At 69.7% G+C, this 25,552-nt stretch carries 28 protein-coding genes, 1 tRNA gene and 1 riboswitch; of the genes, 10 read left to right on the forward strand and 19 right to left on the reverse strand.

Going from position 1 to position 25,552, the window contains the following annotated elements; all coding sequences use genetic code 11:
- Positions 1 to 75: 75 nt before the first annotated feature.
- Positions 76 to 1,317, forward strand: a complete 1,242-nt coding sequence (locus OG741_RS15560; protein ID WP_405598198.1) for an SGNH/GDSL hydrolase family protein — start codon at positions 76 to 78, stop codon at positions 1,315 to 1,317.
- Between the two features lie 188 nt (positions 1,318 to 1,505).
- Here OG741_RS15560 and OG741_RS15565 read toward each other — a convergent pair whose 3' ends face one another.
- The 4 genes from OG741_RS15565 to OG741_RS15580 all read right to left on the reverse strand — a co-directional run bounded on the left by OG741_RS15565 (position 1,506) and on the right by OG741_RS15580 (position 4,798).
- Positions 1,506 to 2,174, reverse strand: a complete 669-nt coding sequence (locus OG741_RS15565) for a DUF1707 domain-containing protein (RefSeq protein ID WP_405605584.1) — start codon at positions 2,172 to 2,174, stop codon at positions 1,506 to 1,508.
- A gap of 61 nt (positions 2,175 to 2,235) precedes the next feature.
- Complete coding sequence (locus tag OG741_RS15570; RefSeq protein WP_405598200.1) at positions 2,236 to 3,195, reverse strand: ATP-binding cassette domain-containing protein; 960 nt, start codon at positions 3,193 to 3,195, stop codon at positions 2,236 to 2,238.
- A 6-nt stretch (positions 3,196 to 3,201) separates the two neighbouring features.
- Entirely contained in the window at positions 3,202 to 3,978 is a 777-nt protein-coding gene (locus tag OG741_RS15575) for an ABC transporter permease (protein ID WP_405605586.1), read from the reverse strand.
- 19 nt (positions 3,979 to 3,997) lie between these two features.
- On the reverse strand, positions 3,998 to 4,798 hold the full coding sequence (locus OG741_RS15580) for an ABC transporter permease (protein WP_405598203.1): 801 nt from the start codon (positions 4,796 to 4,798) through the stop codon (positions 3,998 to 4,000).
- 128 nt (positions 4,799 to 4,926) lie between these two features.
- On the opposite strand from OG741_RS15580, the gene OG741_RS15585 reads away from it, so the two are divergent.
- On the forward strand, positions 4,927 to 7,353 hold the full coding sequence (locus OG741_RS15585) for a transglycosylase domain-containing protein (RefSeq protein ID WP_405598206.1): 2,427 nt from the start codon (positions 4,927 to 4,929) through the stop codon (positions 7,351 to 7,353).
- Here OG741_RS15585 and OG741_RS15590 read toward each other — a convergent pair.
- From OG741_RS15590 to OG741_RS15600, 3 genes are all read right to left on the reverse strand, one after another.
- Positions 7,347 to 7,667, reverse strand: coding sequence for a DMT family transporter (locus OG741_RS15590; RefSeq protein WP_405598208.1), 321 nt, complete (start codon positions 7,665 to 7,667; stop codon positions 7,347 to 7,349). The genes OG741_RS15585 and OG741_RS15590 overlap by 7 nt on opposite strands.
- A gap of 31 nt (positions 7,668 to 7,698) precedes the next feature.
- Positions 7,699 to 7,764, reverse strand: a riboswitch (guanidine-III (ykkC-III) riboswitch).
- Between the two features lie 55 nt (positions 7,765 to 7,819).
- The gene (locus OG741_RS15595) at positions 7,820 to 8,176 is read right to left on the reverse strand and encodes a co-chaperone GroES (protein WP_266476044.1); all 357 of its coding nucleotides are present in this window, start codon (positions 8,174 to 8,176) and stop codon (positions 7,820 to 7,822) included.
- Between the two features lie 43 nt (positions 8,177 to 8,219).
- Positions 8,220 to 8,540: a DUF3618 domain-containing protein gene (locus OG741_RS15600; RefSeq protein ID WP_405598212.1), complete on the reverse strand. Its 321-nt coding sequence runs from the start codon at positions 8,538 to 8,540 to the stop codon at positions 8,220 to 8,222.
- Between the two features lie 140 nt (positions 8,541 to 8,680).
- On the opposite strand from OG741_RS15600, the gene bcp reads away from it, so the two are divergent.
- The 3 genes from bcp to OG741_RS15615 all read left to right on the forward strand — a co-directional run bounded on the left by bcp (position 8,681) and on the right by OG741_RS15615 (position 10,426).
- Positions 8,681 to 9,148, forward strand: coding sequence for a thioredoxin-dependent thiol peroxidase (bcp, locus tag OG741_RS15605; RefSeq protein WP_405598215.1), 468 nt, complete (start codon positions 8,681 to 8,683; stop codon positions 9,146 to 9,148).
- Between the two features lie 147 nt (positions 9,149 to 9,295).
- A complete protein-coding gene (locus OG741_RS15610) occupies positions 9,296 to 10,321 on the forward strand; it encodes an HNH endonuclease (RefSeq protein WP_405598218.1) in 1,026 nt (341 codons plus the stop codon).
- 21 nt (positions 10,322 to 10,342) lie between these two features.
- Positions 10,343 to 10,426, forward strand: a tRNA-Leu gene (locus OG741_RS15615).
- A 65-nt stretch (positions 10,427 to 10,491) separates the two neighbouring features.
- Here OG741_RS15615 and rdgB read toward each other — a convergent pair.
- From rdgB to OG741_RS15635, 4 genes are all read right to left on the reverse strand, one after another.
- Entirely contained in the window at positions 10,492 to 11,094 is a 603-nt protein-coding gene (gene rdgB / locus OG741_RS15620) for an RdgB/HAM1 family non-canonical purine NTP pyrophosphatase (RefSeq protein ID WP_405598220.1), read from the reverse strand.
- 32 nt (positions 11,095 to 11,126) lie between these two features.
- Positions 11,127 to 11,510: a hypothetical protein gene (locus tag OG741_RS15625; protein ID WP_405598223.1), complete on the reverse strand. Its 384-nt coding sequence runs from the start codon at positions 11,508 to 11,510 to the stop codon at positions 11,127 to 11,129.
- Between the two features lie 92 nt (positions 11,511 to 11,602).
- Positions 11,603 to 12,340, reverse strand: a complete 738-nt coding sequence (rph, locus tag OG741_RS15630; protein WP_405598225.1) for a ribonuclease PH — start codon at positions 12,338 to 12,340, stop codon at positions 11,603 to 11,605.
- 99 nt (positions 12,341 to 12,439) lie between these two features.
- Positions 12,440 to 12,673 (reverse strand): glucose PTS transporter subunit EIIB, encoded by a 234-nt coding sequence (locus OG741_RS15635; RefSeq protein ID WP_142217368.1) that lies wholly within the window; start codon positions 12,671 to 12,673, stop codon positions 12,440 to 12,442.
- Positions 12,674 to 12,916: 243 nt separating this feature from the next.
- Between OG741_RS15635 and OG741_RS15640 the strand changes: the two genes are divergently transcribed.
- Complete coding sequence (locus OG741_RS15640; RefSeq protein WP_405598228.1) at positions 12,917 to 14,212, forward strand: PTS transporter subunit EIIC; 1,296 nt, start codon at positions 12,917 to 12,919, stop codon at positions 14,210 to 14,212.
- Positions 14,213 to 14,454: 242 nt separating this feature from the next.
- A complete protein-coding gene (locus tag OG741_RS15645) occupies positions 14,455 to 15,723 on the forward strand; it encodes a PTS transporter subunit EIIC (protein ID WP_405598230.1) in 1,269 nt (422 codons plus the stop codon).
- Positions 15,724 to 15,811: 88 nt separating this feature from the next.
- Here OG741_RS15645 and OG741_RS15650 read toward each other — a convergent pair whose 3' ends face one another.
- Positions 15,812 to 16,561, reverse strand: a complete 750-nt coding sequence (locus OG741_RS15650; protein ID WP_405598233.1) for an MBL fold metallo-hydrolase — start codon at positions 16,559 to 16,561, stop codon at positions 15,812 to 15,814.
- A 253-nt stretch (positions 16,562 to 16,814) separates the two neighbouring features.
- Between OG741_RS15650 and OG741_RS15655 the strand changes: the two genes are divergently transcribed.
- A complete protein-coding gene (locus tag OG741_RS15655; protein WP_405598236.1) occupies positions 16,815 to 17,279 on the forward strand; it encodes a type II toxin-antitoxin system PemK/MazF family toxin in 465 nt (154 codons plus the stop codon).
- A 1,060-nt stretch (positions 17,280 to 18,339) separates the two neighbouring features.
- On the opposite strand, the gene OG741_RS15660 is transcribed toward OG741_RS15655, so the two are convergent.
- The 7 genes from OG741_RS15660 to clpS form a co-directional block, all read right to left on the reverse strand.
- Positions 18,340 to 19,290: a PLP-dependent cysteine synthase family protein gene (locus OG741_RS15660; RefSeq protein WP_405598239.1), complete on the reverse strand. Its 951-nt coding sequence runs from the start codon at positions 19,288 to 19,290 to the stop codon at positions 18,340 to 18,342.
- Positions 19,290 to 19,622, reverse strand: a complete 333-nt coding sequence (locus tag OG741_RS15665; RefSeq protein ID WP_405598242.1) for a MoaD/ThiS family protein — start codon at positions 19,620 to 19,622, stop codon at positions 19,290 to 19,292. Before OG741_RS15665 ends, OG741_RS15660 begins: the two co-directional genes overlap by 1 nt.
- An 87-nt stretch (positions 19,623 to 19,709) precedes the next feature.
- Positions 19,710 to 19,826 (reverse strand): putative leader peptide, encoded by a 117-nt coding sequence (locus tag OG741_RS15670; RefSeq protein WP_323136021.1) that lies wholly within the window; start codon positions 19,824 to 19,826, stop codon positions 19,710 to 19,712.
- Positions 19,827 to 19,925: 99 nt separating this feature from the next.
- The gene (locus OG741_RS15675) at positions 19,926 to 20,348 is read right to left on the reverse strand and encodes a Mov34/MPN/PAD-1 family protein (protein WP_405598246.1); all 423 of its coding nucleotides are present in this window, start codon (positions 20,346 to 20,348) and stop codon (positions 19,926 to 19,928) included.
- A gap of 90 nt (positions 20,349 to 20,438) precedes the next feature.
- Positions 20,439 to 21,869: an amino acid permease gene (locus OG741_RS15680; RefSeq protein ID WP_324989625.1), complete on the reverse strand. Its 1,431-nt coding sequence runs from the start codon at positions 21,867 to 21,869 to the stop codon at positions 20,439 to 20,441.
- Between the two features lie 322 nt (positions 21,870 to 22,191).
- The gene (locus tag OG741_RS15685; RefSeq protein WP_405598249.1) at positions 22,192 to 22,785 is read right to left on the reverse strand and encodes a DUF2017 domain-containing protein; all 594 of its coding nucleotides are present in this window, start codon (positions 22,783 to 22,785) and stop codon (positions 22,192 to 22,194) included.
- Entirely contained in the window at positions 22,785 to 23,099 is a 315-nt protein-coding gene (gene clpS / locus OG741_RS15690) for an ATP-dependent Clp protease adapter ClpS (protein WP_405598251.1), read from the reverse strand. The genes OG741_RS15685 and clpS overlap by 1 nt, the downstream gene beginning before the upstream one ends.
- A gap of 80 nt (positions 23,100 to 23,179) precedes the next feature.
- Between clpS and OG741_RS15695 the strand changes: the two genes are divergently transcribed.
- Together OG741_RS15695 and OG741_RS15700 are read left to right on the forward strand one after the other, a co-directional pair.
- Positions 23,180 to 24,508 (forward strand): nicotinate phosphoribosyltransferase, encoded by a 1,329-nt coding sequence (locus OG741_RS15695; protein WP_405598254.1) that lies wholly within the window; start codon positions 23,180 to 23,182, stop codon positions 24,506 to 24,508.
- Between the two features lie 96 nt (positions 24,509 to 24,604).
- A complete protein-coding gene (locus OG741_RS15700; RefSeq protein WP_405598256.1) occupies positions 24,605 to 25,189 on the forward strand; it encodes an isochorismatase family protein in 585 nt (194 codons plus the stop codon).
- Positions 25,190 to 25,552: the final 363 nt, after the last annotated feature.

The following is a 25,552-nucleotide window of genomic DNA, read 5'->3' on the forward strand; positions in this document are numbered from 1 at the left end:
CCGTACGCAATGTCCCTACCTCAGGTACTCCCGGGACGCACTTCGAGTTCCCGCGACATGTCCCATGATGTGCTCATGCACAAGCGACGCGGGTATGCGAGCCTCGCAGCCCTCACCGCCGTGGTCCTCCTGATCAGCGGCGCGATATACGTCGGCGTCGGAGCCCTCCAGGGCCGCGCCGCCGCCCGGACGCCCGCCGCCGCCCGGGCCGCGGTCTGGGTCGGGACGTGGTCGGCGCCGCCCGTCGAGGCCGCGGCGGGCGCCGGCCACGGGGAGCACGGAGCCCGCTCCGTACGCAATGTCGTGCACACCAGCATCGGCGGGACCGCCGCCCGCCTCACCCTCTCCAACCTCCTGGGACGCCGCCCGCTCACCGTCGCGCAGGTCTCGCTCGCCCTGCGCGCGGGCAGGGGCGCGGACGCCGTGCCCGGCAGCCTGCGGCAGGTGACCTTCCACGGCCTGCGCGGGGTCACCATCGCGCCCGGCGGGCAGTCCGTCAGCGATCCCGTCGTGCTGAAGATCCCGTACGACGGGGACCTCCTCGTCAGCGTCGCCACGCCCGGCGGGCCCGTCACCGTCCATCCGCGGGCGCGGCAGACCTCGTACGTCGCGGATGGCGACCGTGCGGCGGACGTCGGCGGGGAGGCGTACACCTCGCGGATCCACGCCTGGCAGCACGTCACCGCGGTCGACGTGCTGACCCGGGAGGCGGCGGGCGCGGTCGTCGCGATCGGCGACTCGATCACCGACGGGACCACGGCGACGGTTGACGCGAACCGGCGCTGGCCGGACGTCCTCGCCGACCGGCTGGGCCGCCGGGGCGCGCCCCGCTACGGCGTGCTCAACGCCGGTATCAGCGGCAACCGCCTCCTCGTAGGCGGCCGCGGTCCCAGTGCGCTCGCGCGCTTCGACCGCGATGTGCTCGCGCGGCCGGGCGTGAAGACGGTGATCGTCGCGATCGGCATCAACGACCTGCTGCGCGCGCCGCGCACGGCGAAGGCCGACCGGATCACGGCGGGGCTCGCCGAACTCACGCGCCGGGCGCACGCGCGGGGGCTGAGGGTCGTCGGGGCGACGCTGCTGCCGTGCGGTGGGTACCGGGGGTGTACGCGCTCGGTCCAGGCCGTGCGGGAGGAGATCAACGCGGTCGTGCGTGCGGGTGGGATCTTCGACGGGGTCGTGGACTTCGACCGGCTGCTGCGGGATCCGTATGCGCGGGGGCGGCTGAGGCCTGTGTACGACAGCGGGGATCATGTGCATCCGAGCGATGCGGGGTATGCGCGGATGGGTGGGGCGGTGGGGGTGGCGGGGCTGTGAGGGCCTCGCGGTGCGTTTGGTCGGGGTGCACGTCTGGCTCGGGCGGTCGCGTGCACCGCGGGGGTTTCTCCCCCACCCCGCCCCTTCCCGTAACTGGGGCTCCGCCCCAGACCCCGCCGGGGCTCCGCCCCGAACCCCGCTCCTCAATCGCCGGAGGGGCTGAATGTCGCCCCCAGGGCTGAAAAGGCTCAGCCGAGCTCCTTGCGGTCGTCCTTCTCGTCCTTCTCCAGGCGCGCCCGCTTTTCCTCTTCCCGTTCCGCCTTGAGGCGCTGCTTCTCCGCCTTCGTGCGCTTGCGCTCGACACCCACACCGCCCATCAGCGCGAAGCCCGAGATGACCACGCGGGGCGCCGACGGGTCCGGGTTGCCCTCGCCCTGTTCGGCGAAGCCGCCCATGAAGCCGATGCCGTTGACCTCGACGTTCAGGTCGGGGGGTACCACGATGCTGACCCCGCCCATGATCGCGAAGCAGCGGATCACGGTCACCCGGTCCTCGAAGCGGGCCTCGCGCAGGTCGAGTTCGCCGCCGCCCATCATCGCGAAGCCGGTGAACTTCCGGGCCACCGTCCAGGTGCCCTTGCGCCCGAAGCCGCCCCAGAAGGCGAACGCGCCCTTGGAGGTCGGCGGGCCGCCCACGCGCTGGGCCCAGTTGCCCGAACCGGTGGCCGCCAGCGGTGCGGCGGGGGTCGTGCCCATCAGCGGGAGGTCGCTGACCAGGGGTTCCAGCTCGCCGTGCGTACGTGCCTTGTATGCCGCGTCCAGGCGCTGCCCGAACTCCTCCATGTCGAGCCTGCCCTCCGCCACCGCCTCTCGCAGCCGCTCGGCAATCCGCTCACGCTCGGCGTCGGAGGCGCGCATCTCCGGGAGTTCGCTCATGCTCGAAGACTATCCAGCACCGCCCCCGGTCGCAGCGCAGGGGCTACAGCCCGGAGCGCTCCGCGTACATCTTGGCGATCACTGCCTCGATGTCCGGCTCCCGTACCGACAGATCCACCAGCGGATACTTGTCGGCGAGCGCGGCCACCAGCGGGGCCGCGGACTGGGACGCGGGGAACGCGAGCCACTGCCGCGGGCCCTCGATCTTCACCGTACGGGCCAAGTCCATGACGATCGGCGGCAGTTCGCGTTCGAGGTCCACCACCAGCGTGCGTTCGCTCTCCCCCACCTCGTGGAGACCGGCGAGCGCCCCGTCATACATCAGCCGACCGTGGTCGATGACCATCACGCGCTTGCACAGCTGCTCGATGTCGGTGAGGTCGTGCGTCGTGAGCAGCACCGTCGTCTCCTGCTCGGTGTTGAGGTCGCGCAGGAAGTCCCGGACCTTCGCCTTGGAGATCACGTCGAGCCCGATGGTCGGCTCGTCCAGATACAGCACCTCGGGGTCGTGCAGCAGCGCCGCCGCGATGTCGCCGCGCATCCGCTGGCCGAGCGAGAGCTGCCGTACGGGCACGTCCAACAGCTCGGCCAGGTCGAGGAGTTCGACACAGCGGTCGAGGTTCTCGCGGAAGCGCTTGTCGGGGATCCGGTACATCCGGTGCACCAGGCGGTACGAGTCCTTCAGCGGCAGGTCCCACCACAGGGTCGTGCGCTGCCCGAAGACCACGCCGATACGCTGCGCGAGGCGCGTGCGCTCCCGGGACGGGTCGATGCCCGCGACCCGCAGCCGCCCGCCGCTGGGGGTCAGGATGCCCGTCAGCATCTTGATCGTGGTGGACTTTCCGGCGCCGTTGGGGCCGATGTAGCCGACCATCTCGCCGCGCGGCACCCGGAAGCTGATCCCGTCGACCGCGCGCACCTGGTGCTTCTCGCGCCGCAGCCTGCCCGCCTTGCGGCGTACGTCGAAGACCTTCTCGACGCCGTCCAGCTCGATGAAGTCCATGCGCTCTCAGCTCCCCGTGCTGCGGTACGAACGAAGGGCCGTCCGCCATGCGAGTGCGGCGAGCAGACAGCAGGCCGCGGCGACGAACGGTGACAGGAAGGCCGTCCAGCCCGGCACACCGGCCGGAGCGTCGCGCCCCAGGACATACAGCGCCGGCAGCCAGTTGACGAAGGCCAGCGGCACGACGTAGACGACCCCGCGCACCAGGTCCTGCGCGAATATCGTCGGCGGGTACTGCAGCAGCGTATTGCCGCCGTACGTAAAGGAGTTGGTGACCTCCGACGCGTCCTGCGCCCAGAACTGGAAGGACGCACCCGCCACCATCACCGCCGAGAAGATCAGCGAGCCGCAGACCACCATCAGCGGCAGCATCGCCACCTTTACGGCCGTCCACTCCACGTCGACGATGACCAGCGACCAGATCAGCACCAGCAGGCCCTGGCTGATACGTCCGAGGCGGCGCAGTGCGAACCGGTCCGCCGCTACCTGTGCCAGTACCGGCACCGGCCGTACGAGGAGGGTGTCGAGCGTCCCGTCCCGCACCCGCCTCCCCAGCCTGTTGACCTGCCCCATCGCCAGGTCCGCGAGCCCGAAGGCGGTGCCGGTGGTGCCGTACAGGAAGGCCACCTCGGCGAAGGAGAAGCCTCCCAGGCCGTCCACCTGGCTGAACATCAGCACGATGACCACGAAGTCGAAGATCGTCGCGGTGAAGTTGGAGCAGAGGGACATCGCGAAGGAGAAGCGGTACGTCATCGTGGAGCGAATCCACATCGCCGCGATCATCCGGTACGTACGCCAGGACTCACCCACCCTGCACCACCACCCTCCGGGTGGCCGCGGACTGCACGAGGCGCCCCGCGGCAAGCAGGACGACCGCCCAGCCGAGCTGGAACGCGTACGCCTGCACCAGTCCCCACCCCGTGCGCTTCTCCAGGAAGACATCCGCCGGGACCTGGAGCATCGACGCCCAGGGCAGCGCCCGCGCGACCTCGCCCAGCGCGCCGGGGAAGACGGTCAGCGGCAGCAGCATCCCGGAGAAGAACATGCCCGCGAGCCAGGCGATATGGGCCGTACCGGCACCGTCCATCATCCAGAACGCGCTCAGCGCCACCAGGTACCAGACCGCGAAGCTGACGGTCACCCCCAGCGCCACCGACAGGAGAAAGGCCGGCCAGGTGAGCGGACTGGACGGCAGCGCGAGGTCGAAGGCGAGCGCGCCGACGATCATCGGCACCACGCCGCGCCCGAGCAGATGGAAGGCGGCGCGCCCCAAGTTGGCCGAGAACCACCACAGTTGGAGGTCAACCGGCCGGTAGAGGTCGACGGCGATGTCGCCCGTCTTGATCCGCTCGATCAGCTCGTCCTCGAAGCCGCCGCCCATCAGCCCGGCGGTGGCCAGCAGCGCCTGGCCGATCCACACATAGGTGAGCGCCTCGGGCATGTCGTAACCACCCAGGTGGGGCCGCTCGTCCCAGAGGGCCTGATAGGTGTACGCCAGGATGAAGCCGAAGACGGTGTTCGTGAACACCCCCGCCGCCGTGGCCATCCGGTACGTCGCATGGCGCCGGAAGCCGCCCGCCGCAACGGCCGCGTACAGCCGCACCTGGACTCCCTCCCCGTGAAGGCACCAAAGCGCACGACCCTAGCCCAGCGCCGTGGCCGCCGCGACGGCTTTTACGCCGGAGGTCCGGGCTGCGATGGATAACCCACCCAAAAGGGCAGTATGGGCCTATGAGTGACGAGCCACAGCAGCAGGGCTGGACACCCCGGGACGCGACCGCCGCCGGACCGGGTACCGGGCCCGCGCCGGAGAAGAAGGGCCCCAAGGCCCGTCCCGGGCACACCGGCTGGCGCCGCGTCATCCCCACCTGGCGGATGGTGCTCGGCACGGTCCTGCTCGTCGCCCTGCTGCTGATCGGCGGCTTCCTGGCCGGCTACATGCTCGTCGACATCCCGCCCGCCAATGCCACGGCCACCGCCCAGTCCAATGTGTATCTCTACAAGGACGGCACGCAGATCGTCCGCGACGGCGAGGTCAACCGCGAGAACGTGACCCTCGCGCAGGTCCCGCTGACCGCGCAGCGGGCCGTACTGGCCGCCGAGGACCGGGACTTCTACTCCGAGCGCGCCGTCGACCCCAAGGCGATGGTCCGCGCCGCCTGGAACACCCTGACCGGCAAGGGCAGGCAGTCCGGCTCCACCATCACCCAGCAGTACGTCAAGAACTACTACCTGGGCCAGGAGCAGACGATCTCGCGGAAGTGGAAGGAGTTCTTCATCGCGATCAAGCTGGGGCGCGAGGAGGGCAAGGGCGACATCCTCGAGGGCTATCTCAACACCAGTTACTTCGGGCGCAACGCCTACGGCATCCAGGCCGCTGCCCAGGCGTACTACGGCAAGGACATCGCCGACATCGACACGTCGGAGGGCGCCTATCTCGCCTCTCTGCTCAACGCCCCGAGCGTGTACGACGTCGCCACGCATCCGGAGAACCGGGCCGCCGCGCTCGCCCGCTGGAACTACACCCTCGAGGGCATGGTCAAGAAGCAGTGGCTCAGCCCCGCCGGGCGCGCGGCCATGACGTTCCCGGTGCCGCAGACGGCGAAGCCCGCGACCGGGCTCTCGGGCCAGCGCGGCTATATCGTCCAGGCCGTCGAGGACTACCTCACCAACAACAAGATCATCGACGAGAACACCCTGGCCACCGGCGGCTACCGGATCACCACCACGCTGGAGCGCGACAAGCAGAACGCCTTCAAGGAGGCGGTCGACGACCAGGTGATGTCCAAACTCGACCCGGACCGCGAGGCCGACCGCAATGTCCGGGTCGGCGGCGCCTCCATCGACCCGGCCACCGGCAAGGTCCTCGCCATGTACGGCGGCGTCGACTACACCAAGCAGTACGTCAACAACGCGACCCGCCGCGACTACCAAGTCGGCTCCACCTTCAAGCCGTTCGTCTTCACCTCCGCCGTCTCGCACGACTCCGGGACCCAGGACGGCGGGCGCATCACCCCCAACACGGTCTACGACGGCACCAACAGACGCCCCGTCCAGGGATGGAGCGGAAAGCCCTACGCCCCCGCCAACGAGGACGACGTCTCGTACGGCCCCATCACCGTCCGCACCGCCACCGACAGGTCCGTCAACGCGGTGTACGCGCAGATGGCCATGGACGTCGGGCCCGCCAGGGTCAGGAAGACGGCGATCGCCCTGGGGATCCCCGCGAGCACCCCGGACCTGACCGCCTCGCCCTCCATCGCGCTCGGTCCCGCGACCGCGAGCGTCCTCGACATGGCCGAGGCGTACGCGACGCTCGCCAACCACGGCAGGCACGGCACGTACACCCTGGTCGAGAAGGTCTCCAAGGACGGCGTCGACGTTCAGCTGCCCAAGGAGGAACCCGAACAGGCCGTCAGCCGGGAGGCCGCCGACACGACGACCTCGATCCTGCAGAGCGTGGTCGACGGCGGCACGGGCACCGAGGCCCAGTCCGCGGGCCGCCCGGCCGCCGGCAAGACCGGCACGGCGGAGGAGGACCAGGCGGCCTGGTTCGCGGGATACACCCCGGACCTGGCGACGGTGGTCGCGGTGATGGGCCAGGACCCGGCCACCGGGGCGCACAAGCCGCTGTACGGGGCGCTGGGTCTGCCGCGGATCAACGGCGGCGGGGCCCCGGCGAAGATCTGGGGGCAGTTCACCGGGCTCGCGCTGGAGGACTCCGACGTCGAGGAGTTCGACCTGGACCTGCAGGAAGGCGCGGACGAGGTCGAGCCCCCGGTGGAGGAGGAGCCCCCGGCCGAGCCCTCGCAGGCGCCGGGGTCCAGCTGGCCGAGCCTGCCCCCCGACGACACGCAGGGCCAGGACCAGGGACAGACGCAGGGGCAGGACCAGGGACAGACCGACGGCGGCCAGACGGACGGCGGCACGGACGACGGCGGCACCACGGACGGCGGGCAGACCGACGGCGGGCAGACCGACGGCGGGACGGCGGACGGAGGAACCACCGATGGGGGCACGGGCACCGGAGGGACAACGGAAGGGGGCACGACGGCCGGCGGAATCATCGGCGGGACCGACACGGGCGGCGGGACGTCAGACTGGGGCGAAGGCGGGGGCGGGCGCGGGGGCAGCAAACCCACGACCGGCCGTCAGTGACCCGAGGTCGCCTTGAGGCCGACCACCGCGACCAGCAGCAGACAGACGAAGAAGATCCGGGCCGCGGTCGCGGGCTCGTTCAGCGCGACCATGCCGACCACGGCGGCACCGGCCGCGCCGATGCCGACCCAGACGCCGTACGCCGTGCCGATCGGCAGGCTCCTGGCGGCGTGCGACAACAGCATCATGCTGGCGACGATCCCGAGACCGGTGAACACGCTCGGCCACAGCCGGGTGAACCCCTCGGTGAACTTCATTCCGATCGACCAGCCGACCTCGAGCAGACCGGCGACAACAAGCAGAACCCAGGCCATGACGGCACCTCCGAGACGCGGAACTTCGGGCGGTGCGTCGTCTTTGCGGCAAACCCGGTACGGCGCGTCTCGTCGGGTGCATCCACGGTAGCAAAGGGCAGACAGAAGGGCTGGTGACCTGTGCCACCAGCCCTTCGAGGTACAGACGCCGCTTAGAGATACAGCCCGGTGGAGTCCTCGGAGCCCTGGAAACGGTCCGCGGCGACGGCGTGCAGATCGCGCTCACGCATCAGCACGTACGCGACGCCCCGCACCTCGACCTCGGCGCGGTCCTCGGGGTCGTACAGCACCCGGTCGCCCGGCTCCACAGTGCGGACGTTCTGCCCGACGGCGACCACCCCTGCCCAGGCCAGGCGCCGCCCGACCGCCGCGGTCGCCGGAATGACGATGCCGCCGCTGGAACGCCGCTCCCCCTCCGGGATGTCGGTCCTGACCAGCACGCGGTCGTGCAGCATCCGGATCGGCAGCTTGTCATGGGTGGTGCTGGGGTCATGGCTGTTGGCGCTCACGAGTCGAACCTACCTGTCAGCGAGCGTTCCGTACGCCCGAGGGTCACCGCCGCCGCCTTCTCGCCGACACCGCGAGCAGCCCCACGATTCCCACAGCCACCAACGCCACCGGCACCAGGCGCTCCAGCCGCGGGGCCCCGTCCTCCTTGACGAACTGCGCCTTGATGTCGGACACCGTACGGTTCACCGCGACGACGGCGCGGCCCGCCGTCTGGTCCACGGTCGACGCAACCCTGGCCCTGGCATCGCCGATGACCGTCTTCGGGTGCACCCGCACGCCGATCTCGTCGAGCATCTCCGCGAGCTGCTCGCGCCTGCGGACGATGTCCGCCTCGATCTGCGCAGGGGTCCTGGCATCCGACACCGCGCTGCCTCCGTCGTCGTTTCCGTTGGTCCGTCATCGACAGTCTGTCAGCTCGGCGGCTCCCGCACCCCACGGCACCCCTATTACGCTCGACGGCGTACACCCTCACCTCACCCCCAGCACGTCTTTCGAGGAGAACCATGAGCGAGCGACTCCAGCCCGGCGACACCGCCCCCGACTTCACGCTGCCCGACGCGGACGGCAACGAGGTCTCGCTCGCGGACCACAAGGGCCGCAAGGTCATCGTCTACTTCTACTCGGCCGCCCTGACCCCCGGCTGCACCAAGCAGGCCTGCGATTTCACGGACAACCTGGAGCTGCTGGCGGGCGCGGGCTACGACGTGATCGGCGTGTCCCCGGACAAGCCGGAGAAGCTGGCGAAGTTCCGTGAGCAGGAGTCCCTGAAGGTGACGCTGGTCGGCGACCCGTCCAAGGAGACGCTGGAGGCGTACGGCGCCTTCGGCGAGAAGAAGCTGTACGGGAAGACGGTGACCGGTGTCATCCGGTCGACGGTGATCGTCGACGAGGAGGGCAAGGTCGAGCGCGCCCTGTACAACGTCAAGGCGACCGGCCATGTCGCCAAGATCATCAAGGACCTCGGCATCTGATCGCCTACGCCGCTTCGGAACGGCCCCGCCTCGCTCCCGTGGGAGCAGTTGCGGGGCCGTTCCGTATGTCGGGGGTGACCATCCGATCTTCGGTTCGTTGGTCAGTACGAGATTGAGAACGTGCGACCGAGACGGAGGGGATGCGTAATGCTCGACCGGTACCAGCGGGTGAAGCTGGCGGAAGCCGTCGCCGCCGCACAGGGCTGGGCGGACCTGATGAGACGACTGGGCCTCAAGGCGAGCGGCGGACAGCGTCGGGTTCTTCAGGAGAAGGTCGCCGAACACGGACTGGACACAGGCCACTTCAAGCAGCGCAGCCCCTGGCGCAAGTATCCGGACGAGGCGATAGCCGAGGCTGTGGCGTCCTCGACCACGCTGCGTGAGGTCGCCGACAAACTCGGTGCCACACCTGCCACAGGAACCTTGTCTCACATCAGGCGCCGGATTGCCGCCGCCGGCATCGACATCAGCCACTTTCCGGGTATGAGCCGCAAGCAGATCGACTTGCCGTTCACCACGGAGGATCTGAGGTGCGCCGCCGCGTCGTCCGACAGCATCCGAGGTGTGGCCCGCGCGCTCGGCGTCCCCGACGACGACAGCCGGTCGCGCGCCGCACTCGGTCGAATGCTCAGGGAGCGAGCCATCGACACCAGTCACTTCCGGAACTCGCGCGTGACGATCCGGGACGAGGCGCTGCGCTCTGCCGTGACTCAGGCCACGAGCTACGCCGAGGTCATGCGCATCCTCGGCCTCGCCGTGAACGACACGAATCACCGCCGCGTACGCCGCAAGGGCGCTCAACTCGACCTCGACACCGCGCATTTCAAGCGCCGCCCGTGGGGATCCGTACGGGTTCAAGTCACCGAGCCGGTTGGGCCGACGACTCTCGTGGTCCTGCCCCCGGGTTCGCCGCGGACCAACCGTCGCAGACTTCATAGGGCGCTGGAGGAGATCGGCGTGCCGTACCGATGCGCATTCTGCGGGAACTCTGGCGAGTGGCGCGGACAGCCGATCACACTTCAGATCGACCACATCAACGGCGACTGGCTCGACAATCGCCCCGAGAATCTCCGCTATCTCTGCCCGAACTGTCACGCCCTCACGGACACCTGGTGTCGCAACCGGCGTGGGCCCCTGGGCACCGTCGCTCAGGCCCCTTCGGGCGGCCTGTAGCGCCTTGTAGGATGCGGACACGCGCGAGTGCTGGAATTGGTGAGACAGGCTGGTTTTAGGTACCAGTGTCCTAGTGGCGTGAGGGTTCGAGTCCCTCCTCGCGCACCGCGAAACGTCTCTGTCGAAGGGCGCCGCACCATCTTGGTGCGGCGCCCTTCGGCATAGCGGTGTCAGCCCAGGAGCTCCCGCACCACCGGGACCAGCGCCCGAAACGCCTGTCCCCGGTGACTGATCGCGTTCTTCTCCTCAGGAGTCAGTTCGGCGCAGGTGCGCGTGTCGCCCTCCGGCTGCAGGATCGGGTCGTAGCCGAAGCCGCCCGAGCCCTCGGGGGCGTAGCGCAGGGTGCCGCGCAGGCGGCCCTCGACGACGCGTTCCGTACCGTCGGGCAGGGCGAGCGCCGCCGCGCAGGCGAAGTGGGCGCCGCGGTGGAGTTCGTCGATGTCGGAGAGCTGGTCCAGGAGCAGGGTGAGGTTTGCCCTGTCGTCGCCGTGGCGGCCGGCCCAGCGGGCGGAGAAGATGCCGGGCGCGCCGCCGAGGACGTCGACGCAGAGGCCGGAGTCGTCGGCGACGGCCGCAAAGCCGGTGGCCTGGGCGAGGGTGTGCGCCTTGAGCAGCGCGTTCTCGACGAAGGTGACGCCGGTTTCCTTGACGTCGGGAATGTCGGGATAGGCATCCGCGCCGACGAGTTCGTGGGTGAGGCCCGCGTCGGCGAGGATGGCCTTCAGCTCGGTGATTTTCCCGGTGTTGCGAGTGGCGAGGATCAGTCGGGTCATGCTCCTGATTATCCGGGCTCGGGGACCCTTTATCAGGATGTGCAGACCTTGCCGATCTCGGCCGCCGCGTCGGTGACGGGCTTGATGTCGGGGGTGCTGTCGCCGTTCTCGATCGACTTGCGGACGTTGTCGACGCCTGTGTTGAGGTTGTCGACGGCCTTGCTCAGGTCGGCGTTGTCGGTCTTGTCGCTGAGGTTCTTCAGTTCGCGGTCGATGTCGTCGAGCGCTTCCTTGGCCTGCGTCGGGTCGTCGGCTGCGGTCGAGACCGCCTGCTGGAGCTTGTCGACGCTGGTGGCGATGGCGTCGGCGGTCTCGACGCAGTCGAGTGCCTTGTCGATGGCGCTGCAGCCGACCGTGATCGGTACGAGCAGGGCGGCTGTGGCGAGCGTGATGGCTATACGGCGGCGCGCAGGCATGGAACGGTCCTTCCGGATACGGACGGGCGCACGGTTCGGCCCGTGCGCCCGTAGTTCTGATGACGCCCGGTGGAGCGTACTTGGTTGCTTCTTTACCCTTCGAGTGCCCTCTCGAGGGCATCGCGCTGGAGCACGGCGAGGTCGGCACAGCCGCCGGTCGCCAGGTCCAGGAGCGCGTTGAGCTCCTTGCGGTCGAAGGGTTCGGCCTCGGCGGTGCCCTGCACCTCGACGAAGCGGCCGTCGCCGGTGCAGACGACGTTCATGTCGGTCTCGGCGCGTACGTCTTCCTCGTAGCAGAGGTCGAGGAGCGGGGTGCCGTCGACGATGCCGACGCTGACGGCGGCGACGGTCCCGGTGAGCGGCCGGCGGCCGGCCTTGACGAGCTTCTTTCCCTGGGCCCAGGCGACGGCGTCGGCGAGCGCGACGTAGGCGCCGGTGATCGCGGCGGTGCGGGTGCCGCCGTCGGCCTGCAGGACGTCGCAGTCCAGGACGATGGTGTTCTCGCCGAGGGCCTTGTAGTCGATGACCGCGCGCAGCGAGCGGCCGATGAGGCGGGAGATCTCGTGCGTACGTCCGCCGATCTTGCCGCGTACGGATTCGCGGTCGCCGCGGGTGTTGGTGGAGCGCGGCAGCATCGAGTACTCGGCGGTGACCCAGCCTTCGCCGCTGCCCTTGCGCCAGCGCGGGACGCCTTCGGTGACCGAGGCGGTGCAGAAGACCTTGGTGTCGCCGAAGGCGATGAGGACGGAGCCCTCGGCGTGCTTGCTCCATCCGCGTTCGATGGTGACCGGGCGGAGCTGTTCGGGGGTGCGGCCGTCGATTCGAGACATGGCGTCGAGCCTAGCGGCCTGGACTCGGGCGGGGACTCCGCCCCTCGGGGACCGGCGGGGGTCGGGGGGGTCGGGGGCGGAGTCCCGGGTGGGAGTGCGCTACATCATGTCTTCGATGTCCGCGGCGATCGGGTCGGCGTCGGTGCCGATGACGACCTGGATCGCGGTGCCCATCTTCACGACACCGTGTGCGCCGGCGGCCTTCAGGGCGGCTTCGTCGACCTTGCTCGGGTCGACGACTTCGGTGCGGAGGCGGGTGATGCAGCCCTCGATCTCCTCGATGTTGTCGATTCCGCCGAGCCCGGCGACGATCTTCTCAGCCTTGCTGGCCATGTCTTTCTCCCTGCGTATCAAGAGCGCCCGTATGGGGCGCTCAGCGCTGCCTCGGTCCACCATTGGTCCGCTTCGTCACGGTAACGCACGGTTGGCCCACCTTCGCGGGCGGGTAACCGCCTCGTACCGAATGATGACGATCACCGGTGCCTGTCCCGCGACCGGGCGCGGGGACCGTACCGCGACTGGTCTACACCAGTCTGCAACACCTGCCAAACCACGGCATGTTCCGGGAGGACGCCGATGAGCTCCGACAGCGTCGCCGCGCCGCAGAAGAAGTGGTGGAGCGGCGCCTTCCAAGGGCTGCAGAAGATGGGCCGCAGCCTGCAGCTGCCCATCGCCGTCCTCCCCGCCGCCGGCATCCTCAACCGCCTCGGCCAGCCCGATGTGTTCGGCGCGGACGGACTCGGGTGGGACAACGTCGCCAAGGTGATGGCGGGCGCGGGCGGCGCGCTGCTGGACGGCAACCTCGGTCTGCCGCTGCTGTTCTGCGTCGGCGTCGCGATCGGCATGGCCAGGAAGTCCGACGGCTCCACCGCGCTCGCGGCCGTGGTCGGCTTCCTCGTCTACTACAACGTCCTGCGCCAGTTCCCCGAGGACTGCGTGGGCGGGGCAAAGGCGGCAGCCCTCGGCTGCCAGGCACCCGACGGATCGGTCGCGGCATTCACGTACCAGAACCCGGGCGTCTTCGGCGGCATCGTCATCGGCCTGCTGACCGCCTACTTCTGGCAGCGCTATCACCGCACCAAGCTCGTGGACTGGCTCGGCTTCTTCAACGGCCGACGGCTCGTCCCGATCATCATGTCCTTCGTCGCGATCGGGGTCGCGGCCCTCTCCCTGTGGGCCTGGCCGCCCCTTGGCGACGCTCTCGAGAATTTCAGCGACTGGCTGGTGGGTCTGGGCGCCTGGGGTTCGGGCCTCTTCGGCCTCACGAACCGGGCGCTGCTGGTGATCGGCCTGCACCAGTTCCTGAACGTGCCGATCTTCTTCCAGTTCGGCAGCTACACCAAGCCGGACGGCACGGTCGTGCACGGCGACATCACCATGTTCCTGGCGGGCGACCCGAACGCGGGCCAGTTCACCACGGGCTTCTTCCCGATCATGATGTTCGCGCTCCCCGCCGCCGCGCTGGCCATCACCCACTGCGCCAAGCCGCACCGCCGCAAGGAGATCGGCGGCCTGATGCTCTCGGTCGCCCTGACGTCGTTCGTCACCGGCATCACCGAGCCGATCGAGTACTCGTTCCTGTTCGTCGCCCCGCTGCTGTACGCGGTCCACGCGCTGCTGACCGGTGTCTCGATGGCGGTGAGCTGGGGACTCGGCGTCCATGACGGCTTCAGCTTCTCGGCCGGTCTGATCGACTACGTCATCAACTGGGGCCTGGCGACCAAACCGTGGCTGATCATTCCGATCGGGCTCTGCTTCGCGGTGGTGTATTACGCGATCTTCCGGTTCGCGATCACCAGGTTCAATATCGAGACACCGGGGCGGGAGCCGGACGAGATCGGGGACGAGCTGGAGCGGGAGAACATCAAGTAGGCGCGTCACACGTAACACCCCATGAGGCCCTTGGACCCACGGTCCAAGGGCCTCATGTCGTGCATGTCGCGCTATGGCCCGGCCCACGGAAATCGGAGGTTCCTTATCCGCCACTCACATGCTAAAACAGGTCTACACCACTGAGTGGTGTAGACCACGCGGGTCTGACCGCGTTCCCCATGAGACGCCGCCCTCCCCCGTTTTCTGTCCCCGGCGGCGCCTTGCCCACTTGGAGGAAGTTGATGACCACGGCAAGCGCCGCCCCCGAGGCGGACAAGAAGAAGACGGGCGCCGGCGCGATGGCCGTCATGCAGCGCATCGGCCGCAGCCTCATGCTGCCGGTCGCGGTGCTGCCCGCCGCCGCGCTCCTGGTCCGTTTCGGCCAGCCCGACATGCTCGGCAAGGAGTCCTACCCGGAGTTCGTCACCAAGCTCGCCGGCTACATGGCGGCCGGCGGCGACGCGATCCTCGCCAACATGGCGCTGCTGTTCGCCGTCGGTATCGCGATCGGCTTCGCCAAGAAGTCCGACGGCTCGACCGCGCTCGCGGCCGTCGCCGGCTATCTGGTCTTCAAGAACGTGCTGGCCACGTTCACCGACCCGAATCTGGACAAGGTCGCGAAGGTCATCGACGGCAAGATCGTCATGACCGAGGCACCCGTCGACGCCAAGGTCCTCGGCGGCGTCGTGATGGGCATCGTCGTCGCCCTGCTGTACCAGAAGTTCTACCGGACCAAGCTCCCGGACTGGGCGGGCTTCTTCGGCGGCCGCCGTCTCGTCCCGATCCTCTCCGCCTTCGCGGGCCTGGTCATCGGCATCGTCTTCGGCCTGATCTGGCCGGTCCTCGGCACCGGTCTGCACAACTTCGGTGAGTGGCTGGTGGGCTCCGGCGCCGCGGGCGCGGGCATCTTCGGTGTCGCCAACCGTGCGCTGATCCCGATCGGCATGCACCACCTGCTCAACTCGTTCCCGTGGTTCCAGGCCGGTACGTACGAGGGCAAGAGCGGCGACATCGGCCGCTTCCTCGCCGGTGACCCGACCGCCGGACAGTTCATGACCGGCTTCTTCCCGATCATGATGTTCGCCCTCCCGGCGGCCTGCCTCGCGATCGTCCACTGTGCCCGCCCGGAGCGCCGCAAGGTCATCGGCGGCATGATGTTCTCGCTCGCGCTGACGTCCTTCGTCACCGGTGTGACCGAGCCGATCGAGTTCACCTTCATGTTCATCGCTCCGGCGCTGTACGCGATCCACGCGGTGCTCACCGGTGTCTCCATGGCGCTGACCTGGTCGCTCGGAATGAAGGACGGCTTCGGCTTCTCGGCCGGCGCGGTGGACTTCTTCCTGAACCTGGGCATCGCGTCCAACCCGTGGGGGCTCGCGCTGGTCGGCCTGTGTTTCGCGGCCGTCTACTACGTGGTCTTCCGCTTCGCGATCATCAGGTTCAACCTCCCGACGCCGGGCCGCGAGTCCGACGAGGAGCTGGCGGAACTGCAGAAGGCCGAGGCGAAGTAGGCCTCAGGCTTTCCCAGGGCGTGCGGACCGCAGCCCCTGCTTCCCGGCGGAAGCAGGGGCTGCAGCTTTTCTCGGGATCAGCCGGAGATCAGACGTGGTAGACGGCGCCGGGGGCGGCCAGTTCGGTGGGGCCGTCGTAGACCGCGCGGGCGTCGGCAAGGTTCTGCGAGCCGTCCGTCCACGGCGGGATGTGCGTCAGCACGAGCCGCCCGACGTTCGCGCGCCGGGCGTGGGCACCGGCCTCGCGCCCGTTGAGGTGGAGGTCCGGGATGTCCTCCTTGCCGTAGGTGAAGGACGCCTCGCACAGGAACAGATCGGCGCCGACGGCGAGTTCGTGCAGGGGCTCGCAGACGCCGGTGTCGCCGGAGTACGTCAGCGTGCGGCCCGCGTGCTCCAGGCGGATGGCGTACGCCTCGACGGGATGGGCCACCCGCTCCGTACGGATGGAGAACGGGCCTATGTCGAAGCTGCCGGACTTCAGGGTGTGGAAGTCGAAGACCTCGCTCATGGAGGTGGGCGACGGGGTGTCCGCGTACGCGGTGGTCAGGCGCTGCTCGGTGCCTTCCGGCCCGTAGACCGGCAAGGGACCGCAGCGGCCCTCCTGGCGGTAGTAGCGGGCGACGAAGTATCCGCACATGTCGATGCAGTGGTCCGCGTGGAGATGGCTGAGAAAAACGGCATCGAGGTCGTAGAGACCGATGTGGCGCTGCAGCTCGCCGAGGGCACCGTTGCCCATGTCGAGAAGCAGCCTGAAGCCGTCGGCCTCTACGAGGTAGCTCGAACAGGCCGATTCCGCGGACGGGAACGACCCCGAGCAGCCGACGACGGTGAGCTTCATGGAGCTTGAACCTCCGTTGACTCGTGCGGGGCTCTTGGGCTGAAGGTGGGCCGGGGGCGATGTGGTTGCTGCCGGTGGGTGGAAAACAGTGGTGTCCGGCAACGGCTGGGGAAAGTCGTGCGGTTTGTCGAGCGTAAGGCGCGAAACGGCTGGTCGCTCCTCGGTGGCGGGCCGTTGTGGGGGAACTCACCTGCGCTGTCACCGGTTCGGACGGAGCGCGCGCGTCCGGCTGTGCGCCGGTAGCGTCTGGGGTATGGACACGTCGTGGTGGCTCGCGGTGCTCGCCGTGGTGGTGATCGCGCTGGTCGCCGCGGTGATGGACGGGCGCGGGCGATCGGACGCCCGCCGCCCCGGCGGCCGTGCCCGCCCGCCGGGCCGCCCGACCGGCCCAGGCCGCGCCCCCAAGCGTCGCCCGCAGCCGGGCGAAATCTGGTGGGCGGAGGTCCCCTACGAGGACCGCCCGCGAGCGAAGGACAGACCGTGCCTGGTGCTTTCGGTACGGGGCGACACGGCGCTGGTCGCGAAGATCACGAGCAAGTACCACGACGAGAGGCCGGGCGTGATCTGCCTGCCACCGGGGACGGTGGGGGACGCGCAGGGGAGGCCGAGCTTTCTGGAGACGGGTGAGCTGAGGGACGTGGGGGTGTGGGGGTTCAGGAGACGGGTGGGGGTGGTGGACCCGACGGTGTGGGATCAGGTCCGCCACTTGGCGGTGTGAGGGGTTTTTCTCCCCCACCCCGCCCCTCCCCTGAACCGGGGGCAAGCCCCGGACCCCGGGGGTCGGTTTGTGCGGGGCTGACGCCCCACACCCCGGGATGCGCCCGCTTCGCGGCGCGAGGGGGCTGCGGCCCCCCGCGGCGGCGGGGTGCTGCGTGCTGACGCCGCATCGCGGGGAAGTCCGGGTTCGCCGGCCACCCGGGGGTGGGTTTCGGTGGGGCTGACGCCCCACACCTGGGAGGCGCCGGCTTCGCGGCGCAACGGCCGGGGGAACCGAGGCACGACTCGCGTCGTCCGCTCCGAGGCGCCGGCCCGGGGCGCTCGGGACAGCTGACGCGGTTCGGCAGGAACGCCGGCTACGCGGCGCGCGGGGGGGGGCACCCGGGGGTGGGTTTCGGTGGGGCTGCCGCCCCACACCCCGGGAGGCGGCCCGCGCCGGGGCGCTCGGGACAGCCGACGCGGTTCGGCAGGAACGCTGGCTACGCGGCGCGCGGGGGGGCACCCGGGGGTGGGTTTCGGTGGGGCTGCCGCCCCACACCCCGGGAGGCGGCCCGCGCCGGGGCGCTCGGGACAGCTGACGCGGTTCGGCGGGAACGCCCGCTTCGCGGCGCGAGGGCTCCGCGCCCGCATGCAGGCGGGCGCACCATGGCGCGCCCTTCGCGCCATGAACCGCGCGCGGCCTCGCGGCGGCGCGGTGCTGAGATTCCGGTGGCTCGGACTCGAAACGGGCTGATGTCCCACACCACCCTGGGGGACGCCGACTGCGGACTTTGCCGCCCGCGCCGAGGCATGGCCCGGGGGCGCTCGGGACGGCCGGACTGGCTCGCGTCGCCAGGACTTTGGTGCGGCTCCGCAGGAACGCCGCTTCGCGGCGCGAGGGGTCTGTGGCCCCGCGGGCCCGCCGTGCGGCCCGGGGGGCGCCGAGGCGTCGGCCTCGCGGGCGCGTCATCTGCGCGCGCCGCGGCGCCGCCTTCGCGGCGCTCGGGGCCCTTGTGCCCTGCGGGCCCGGCATGGCGCCCCCGCCGCACCGCGGGGGCACAGACGCCGCGCGGCGCATGCCGCTACGCCCAGAGCTGGCCCTGCAGCGCCGCGATGGCCTCTTCCGTTGTGCGGGCCGTGTAGACGCCCGTCGACAGGTACTTCCAGCCGCCGTCCGCGACCACGAACACGATGTCCGCCTCTTCGCCCGCCGCCACCGCCTTCTTGCCGACGCCGATCGCCGCGTGCAACGCCGCTCCCGTCGAGACGCCCGCGAAGATGCCCTCCTGCTGGAGGAGTTCACGCGTGCGCGTGACCGCGTCGGCCGAGCCCACCGAGAAGCGGGTCGTCAGGACCGAGGCGTCGTACAGCTCGGGGACGAAGCCCTCGTCCAGGTTGCGCAGGCCGTAGACCAGGTCGTCGTACCGCGGCTCCGCGGCGACGATCTTGATGCTGGGCTTCTGCTCGCGCAGGAAGCGGCCGACCCCCATCAGCGTGCCCGTCGTGCCCAGGCCCGCCACGAAGTGGGTGATCGAGGGCAGGTCGGCCAGGATCTCCGGGCCGGTCGTGGCGTAGTGCGCGCCCGCGTTGTGCGGGTTGCCGTACTGGTAGAGCATCACCCAGGCGGGGTTCTGCGCGGCCAGTTCCTTGGCGACGCGGACCGCCGTGTTCGACCCTCCCGCCGCCGGGGACGAGATGATCTCCGCGCCCCACATCGCGAGCAGATCGCGCCGCTCCTGGGAGGTGTTCTCCGGCATCACGCACACCATGCGGTAGCCCTTGAGCTTCGCCGCCATGGCGAGCGAGATACCCGTGTTCCCCGACGTCGGCTCCAGGATCGTGCAGCCCGGCGTCAGGCGGCCGTCCTTCTCCGCCTGCTCGATCATGTGGAGCGCCGGGCGGTCCTTGATCGAGCCGGTCGGGTTGCGGTCCTCGAGCTTGGCCCAGATACGGACCTCCTCCGAGGGGGACAGCCGTGGCAGGCGGACCAGCGGGGTGTTCCCGACCGCTGCCAGCGGGGAGTCGTACCGCATCAGCGCATTCCCACCCGTCGCCCGGCCGCCACCCCAGCCGGACGCGGCTTCGCCGCGGCAGATCCTCCGGCGACTGCAGGAAGGATCGTGACGCTGTCGCCGTGGGCGAGCTTGGTGGAGATGCCGTCCAGGAAGCGGACGTCCTCGTCGTTCAGGTACACGTTCACGAAGCGGCGCAGCTGGTCGCCGTCCACGATGCGCTCCTGGATGCCGTTGTGCCGGGTCTCGAGGTCGGCGAAGAGGTCGGCGAGCGTGTCACCGCTGCCCTCGACGGCCTTGGCGCCGTCGGTGTACGTACGGAGGATGGTCGGGATGCGGACCTCGATGGCCATGACATGGGCTCCTGTCGGGAGTGCGGGGTGCGTAAGGGGCGCGCGGCTCTGTCCCCCCGCGCAGGGGGTGGTGCGGTGGATGCGCGCTCAGAGCGCAGCGCGGGCCGTACACATCGCGCTTGCGAGACGGCACAGGTCGACGTGCAGCCGCGCAACGAGCAGCGGCGTGCCCGGCGTCCTGTCGCTCACGTCATGGGGAACCATGCGGTCATCGTATCGATTCCCGGTCCGGGTTCCGGTATGTGATCTCGCATGCTGGACGATTTCCGCTCAGCATGCGGAAGGGGACTGCGTCCCGCGGGCTCAGTACGCCTCGACGACCTTGATGTCTTCCTCGGTGACCTCGCCGTTCACAATGCGGAAAGAGCGGAACTGGAACGGCCCCGCACCGTCGGAGTCCGCGGTGGAGACCAGGACGTAGTGCGCGCCGGGCTCGTTCGCGTAGCTGATGTCCGTACGCGAGGGATACGCCTCGGTCGCGGTGTGCGAGTGGTAGATGATCACCGGCTCTTCGTCGCGGTCGTCCAGCTCCCGATAGAGCTTCAGCAGATCCGCCGAGTCGAACTCGTAGAACGTGGGCGAGCGCGCGGCGTTCAGCATCGGGATGAAGCGCTCGGGACGGCCGCTGCCCTCGGGGCCCGCGACCACGCCGCAGGCCTCGTCAGGGTGGTCGGCGCGGGCGTGCGCGACGATCTGGTCGTACAGGGCCTCGGTGATGGTCAGCATGAGCGACAGGATAAGCAGAGGGCGGGCCCGTACCGGAGACTGGTACGAGCCCGCCCGAATGCTGGACGCCAGGGACGCCACGCAGGGGTGTCAGCGCTTGATGAAGGCCGCGCCCTGCGGGTTGCGCCTGCGCAGCACCACGTAGGAGACGCCGAGGATCAGGCCCCACAGCGGTGCGCAGTACAGCGAGATCCGCGCGTCCTTGTCGATGCCCATCATCACGATGACCATGCAGATGAACAGCAGCGCGAACCAGCTGGTGTACGGGGCGCCGGGCGCCCGGAACGTGGACTGCGGCACCTCGCCGCGGTCCGCCTTGGCGCGGTAGCGGATCTGGCAGACCAGGATCATGATCCAGGCCCACATGCCGGAGATGGTCGCGAAGGAGACGACGTAGTTGAACGCGTCGCCCGGCCACTGGTAGTTGATCCAGACGCCGACCAGCATCAGTGCCGCGGAGAAGGTGGTGCCGGCCAGCGGCGTGCCGCTCTTCGTCAGCTTGGTGAAGGCCTTGGGGCCCTGTCCGTTGAGCGCCAGGTCGCGCAGCATGCGGCCGGTGGAGTACATGCCGGAGTTGCAGGACGAGAGCGCCGCGGTGAGGACGACGAAGTTGACGATCGCCGCTCCGACGCCGAGGCCCATCTGCTCGAAGGCGGCGACGAACGGCGAGATGCCGGGCTGGAAGTGGGTCCACGGGACCACCGACAGGATCATGATCAGCGCGCCGACGTAGAAGACGGCGATACGCCACGGCACGGTGTTGATGGCCTTGGGGAGGGTCTTCTCGGGGTCCTTGGACTCACCGGCCGTAACACCGACCAACTCGACCGCGAGGAAGGCGAACATCACGATCTGCAGGGTCATCAGCGTGCCGCCGATGCCCTTGGGGAAGAAGCCGCCGTCGGACCACAGGTGGGTCACGGACGCGGTGTCGCCGGCGTCGGAGAAGCCGAGCGTGAGCACACCGGCGCAGATCAGGATCATGCCGATGATGGCGGTCACCTTGACCATCGAGAACCAGAACTCCAGCTCACCGAAGAGCTTCACGGAGATGAGGTTCGCGCCGTACAGGATGATCGTGAAGACGAGTGCGGACAGCCATTGGGGGATGTCCCACCAGTACGTCATATAGGTGGCGGCCGCGGTGACTTCGGTGATGCCGGTGACGACCCAGAAGAGCCAGTACGTCCATCCGGTCACGAAACCCGCGAAGGGGCCCACGAATTCGCGCGCGTACTCGGAGAAGGACCCCGAGACCGGGCGGTACATGAGCAGTTCACCCAGCGCCCGCATGATGAAGAAGATGACCAGGCCCGCGATGGCGTAGGCCAGGATGAGGCTGGGTCCGGCCTTGGAAATGGCTTTGCCCGCGCCGAGGAACAGACCGGTGCCGATGGCCCCGCCGATCGCGATCATCTGGATCTGACGAGCACCCAGTCCGCGCTGATAGCCCTCGTCCGTGCCCGCCGCGGACCCCGCGGCCTCATTGCGATCGTGCTTGTCGACCTGCAGTGAGGTCATGGTGATGCGCCCTTTCTCCATGCTGATCCGCCCGCCGCGACTGCCGCGCGACTGCGGACCAGGTCGTGATCCCCCCGGATGTGGATGGAGTGCTACCGGCGGTCTGCCGGCCCAAGCGCCCCCGGGGACATGGGTGGCGTCCCTCGGGCGGTCGTGAAGATTTATCACGGCTGTAACAGCGGTCAGCCCCGGAGATTGTGGCGCACACCACAGAAAGAAGCGGACATAACTCCCTCGCCGCGGCAAAGCATGCCGATGCGGTGACGGGATCGTTATCCGGATTTGAGTGTCCGTTGAGCGAACAGCGCGGGGCCTCGGAGCGTCAGGGCAGCAACGTCTCGACGAGCGTCTCCTGGAGCGCGCCGAGCCAGAGATACGCCATCACCATCGGCTTGCGCGGGTCGGTGTCCGGCAGCCGGTACAGCTCGCCGTTCTCGTCCTCGTCGCTCACGTCGAGCCGGGTGCCGATGGTCAGGCGCAGGTCGTTGAGGGAGCCGAGCCAGCGCTGACAGTCGTCTGCCGTCAGCTTCAGTACGGCGCCGCCGTCGCCGGCGGCGGTCAGCGAGTCGAGGGTGCGCACGACCGTGAGGGCGTCGTCGCGCTTGCGGGAGCGCAGATCGTTCTCGGTGAAACGCCTGAACTCCGCGGAGAGCGAGCGCAGTTCCTCGTCCTGCTCGTCGGCATCGGGTCCGGCGTACGCCTCCGGGAAGAGGCGGGCGAGCGCCGGGTCCGTGGGCGGCTCGCTCGGCCCCTCGGCGAAGAGGGCGGCCAGCGGGTCCTCGCCCTCGACCGGCTCGTCACCGGGCCCGATCAGCTCGAGGAGCTGTACGGCCAGCGAGCGCAGGATGGAGATCTCGACCTCGTCGAGCGCGACGGCGGCGCCACCGCCGGGGATGGGCTCGAAGTGTGATGCCATCAGCCGCGGTCCTGGGAGAGGGTCGCCCACAGGCCGTAACCGTGCATGGCCTGCACGTCGCGCTCCATTTCCTCGCGGCTGCCGCTGGAGACGACGGCGCGTCCCTTGTGATGGACGTCGAGCATCAGCTTGTGCGCCTTGTCCTTGGGGTAGCCGAAGTAGGCCTGGAAGACGTAGGTGACGTAGCTCATGAGGTTCACCGGGTCGTTGTGCACGAGCGTCACCCACGGCACGTCGGGCTCGGGTACGACGAAGGTCTCTTCCGCCGACTCAGGGCGTTCGATCTCTGTGGGAGCAACACTCACCTGGTCCATGCTGCCACCCGGGAGGGCTCATCGCACAAACGACTCCCACATCTCGTCACTCTGACGAGATGTGCGGTAGCATCCGCCGTATGAACCCTGCGGACCTTGGGCTGCCGGTGGACGTGCCGTCGACAGCGCTCTTCACCGACCAGTACGAGCTCACGATGCTTCAGGCGGCCCTCAAGGCGGGCACGGCCGACCGCCGCTCCGTCTTCGAAGTGTTCACCCGCCGACTGCCCGAAGGCCGCCGCTACGGCGTCGTCGCGGGCACCGGACGGGTCCTCGACGCCGTCGAGAACTTCCGCTTCGACGCGGGCGTGCTGCGCTTTCTGCGCGAACAGCAGATCGTCGACGAGCCGACGCTGCAGTGGCTCGCCTCGTACCGCTTCGGCGGCGACATCTGGGGCTACCCGGAGGGCGAGGTCTACTTCCCGGGCTCGCCGATCCTGCGGGTCGAGGGCTCCTTCGCCGAGTGCGTCCTGCTGGAGACCGTGATCCTCTCGATCCTCAACCACGACTCGGCCATCGCGGCCGCGGCGTCGAGGATGTCGGTGGCCGCCGGCGGGCGCCGGCTGATCGAGATGGGCGCACGGCGTACGCACGAGCTCGCCGCGGTCGCATCGTCCCGGGCCGCCTACGTCGGCGGCTTCAACTCCACCTCCGACCTGGCGGCGGGCTTCCGCTACGCCATTCCGACGGTCGGCACCAGCGCGCACGCCTTCACACTGCTGCACGACAGCGAGCGCGACGCCTTCCGGGCGCAGGTCGCCTCACTCGGCCGGGGCACCACGCTGCTGGTCGACACCTACGACGTTGCCGAGGCCGTCCGCACCGCCGTGGACATCGCGGGACCCGAGCTCGGGGCCGTACGCATCGACTCCGGCGACCTGCTGCTGGTCGCGCACCGGGTGCGGGCACAGCTGGACGAGCTCGGCGCCGTCAACACCAAGATCGTGGTCACCTCCGACCTGGACGAGTACGCCATCGCCTCACTGGCCGCCGCGCCCGTGGACGCGTACGGCGTGGGAACACAGCTGGTCACCGGCAGCGGGCACCCCACCTGCTCGATGGTCTACAAGCTCGTCGCCCGGGCCCGTTCGGCCGATGCGAAGGCCCCGCTGGAGCCGGTGGCGAAAAAGTCGCTCGGCGGCAAGCTGTCCATCGGCGGCCGCAAGTGGGCCGCGCGGCGCCTCGATACGGAAGGGGTCGCCGAGGCCGAGGTGATCGGCACCGGCGATGTGCCGGCCGAGCTCATGGACCAGCAGCTGCTGGTCGAGCTGGTCAAGGGGGGCGCCATCGTGGCCCGCGAGCCGCTGGACGCGGCGCGCGAGCGGCACATCGCGGTACGGGCGGGGCTGCCGTTGTCCGCGATGCAGCTGTCCAGGGGGGAACCGGTCCTTCCCACGGAGTACGTCTGAACACCGTGTGAGCCCCCTCCCGCCGGGCCGACCGAGTCTCTAGGCTCAGTAACTTCCCGTACCTTCCCCGCCCCACCCCATCGAAGGACACCCGTCATGCACCGCGCCTTGATCGTCGTGGACGTTCAGAACGACTTCTGCGAGGGCGGCAGCCTCGCGGTGGCGGGGGGTGCCGATGTCGCTGCCGCGATCACTGATCTGGTCGGTCAGGCCCAGCCGGGCTACCGCCATGTCGTGGCCACCCGCGACCACCACATCGAGCCTGGCGACCACTTCTCCGACCACCCGGACTACGTGCGCACCTGGCCGCCCCACTGCGTCGCCGGCACGGAGGGGGTCGGCTTCCACCCGAACTTCGCTCCGGCGGTCGCCTCCGGCGCGATCGACACGGTCTTCGACAAGGGGGCGTACGCGGCGGCGTACAGCGGCTTCGAGGGCACGGACGAGAACGGCACGACGCTTGCGCAGTGGCTGCGGGCGCGGGATGTCAGCGAGGTCGACGTGGTCGGCATCGCGACGGACCACTGCGTACGGGCGACGGCGCTGGACGCGGTCCGGGAGGGCTTCACAACGCATGTGCTGCTGGATCTGACGGCGGGGGTCGCGGAGGCGACGACGGAGAGGGCGCTGGAGGAGTTGCGGGCGGCGGGGGTGGAGCTGTCCGGCAAGCCGGTGGTGTAACGGGGGGTTGTTCCCCACCCCGCCCCTTCCCGTAACTGGGGGCAAGCCCCCAGACCCCTGCGCCCGCTTCGCGGCGCGAACTGGGGGCTTCGCCCCCGGGCCCCCGTATGCGACCTTCGGCCGCATGTCCTCAATCGCCGGACGGGCTGATATGTGCGGCCCAGCCGCACATATCAGCCCCGCCGGCGTTTGAGGCGCGGGGTCTGGGGCGGAGCCCCAGTTCGGGAAGGGGCGGGTAGGGGAACAGTCCCGCCGCAGGCGGACCCCGCCTCAGCCGAAGGACCTCACGCGCTGCCCGCGATGGGCGCGCGCGGTTCGGGGCGGCGCACCGGGTCGGGCTGGGGCAGCGTCAGCCTCGGCGGC

It is taken from the genome of Streptomyces sp. NBC_01410 (assembly GCF_045040195.1).
Classification (GTDB): Bacteria; Actinomycetota; Actinomycetes; order Streptomycetales; family Streptomycetaceae; genus Streptomyces.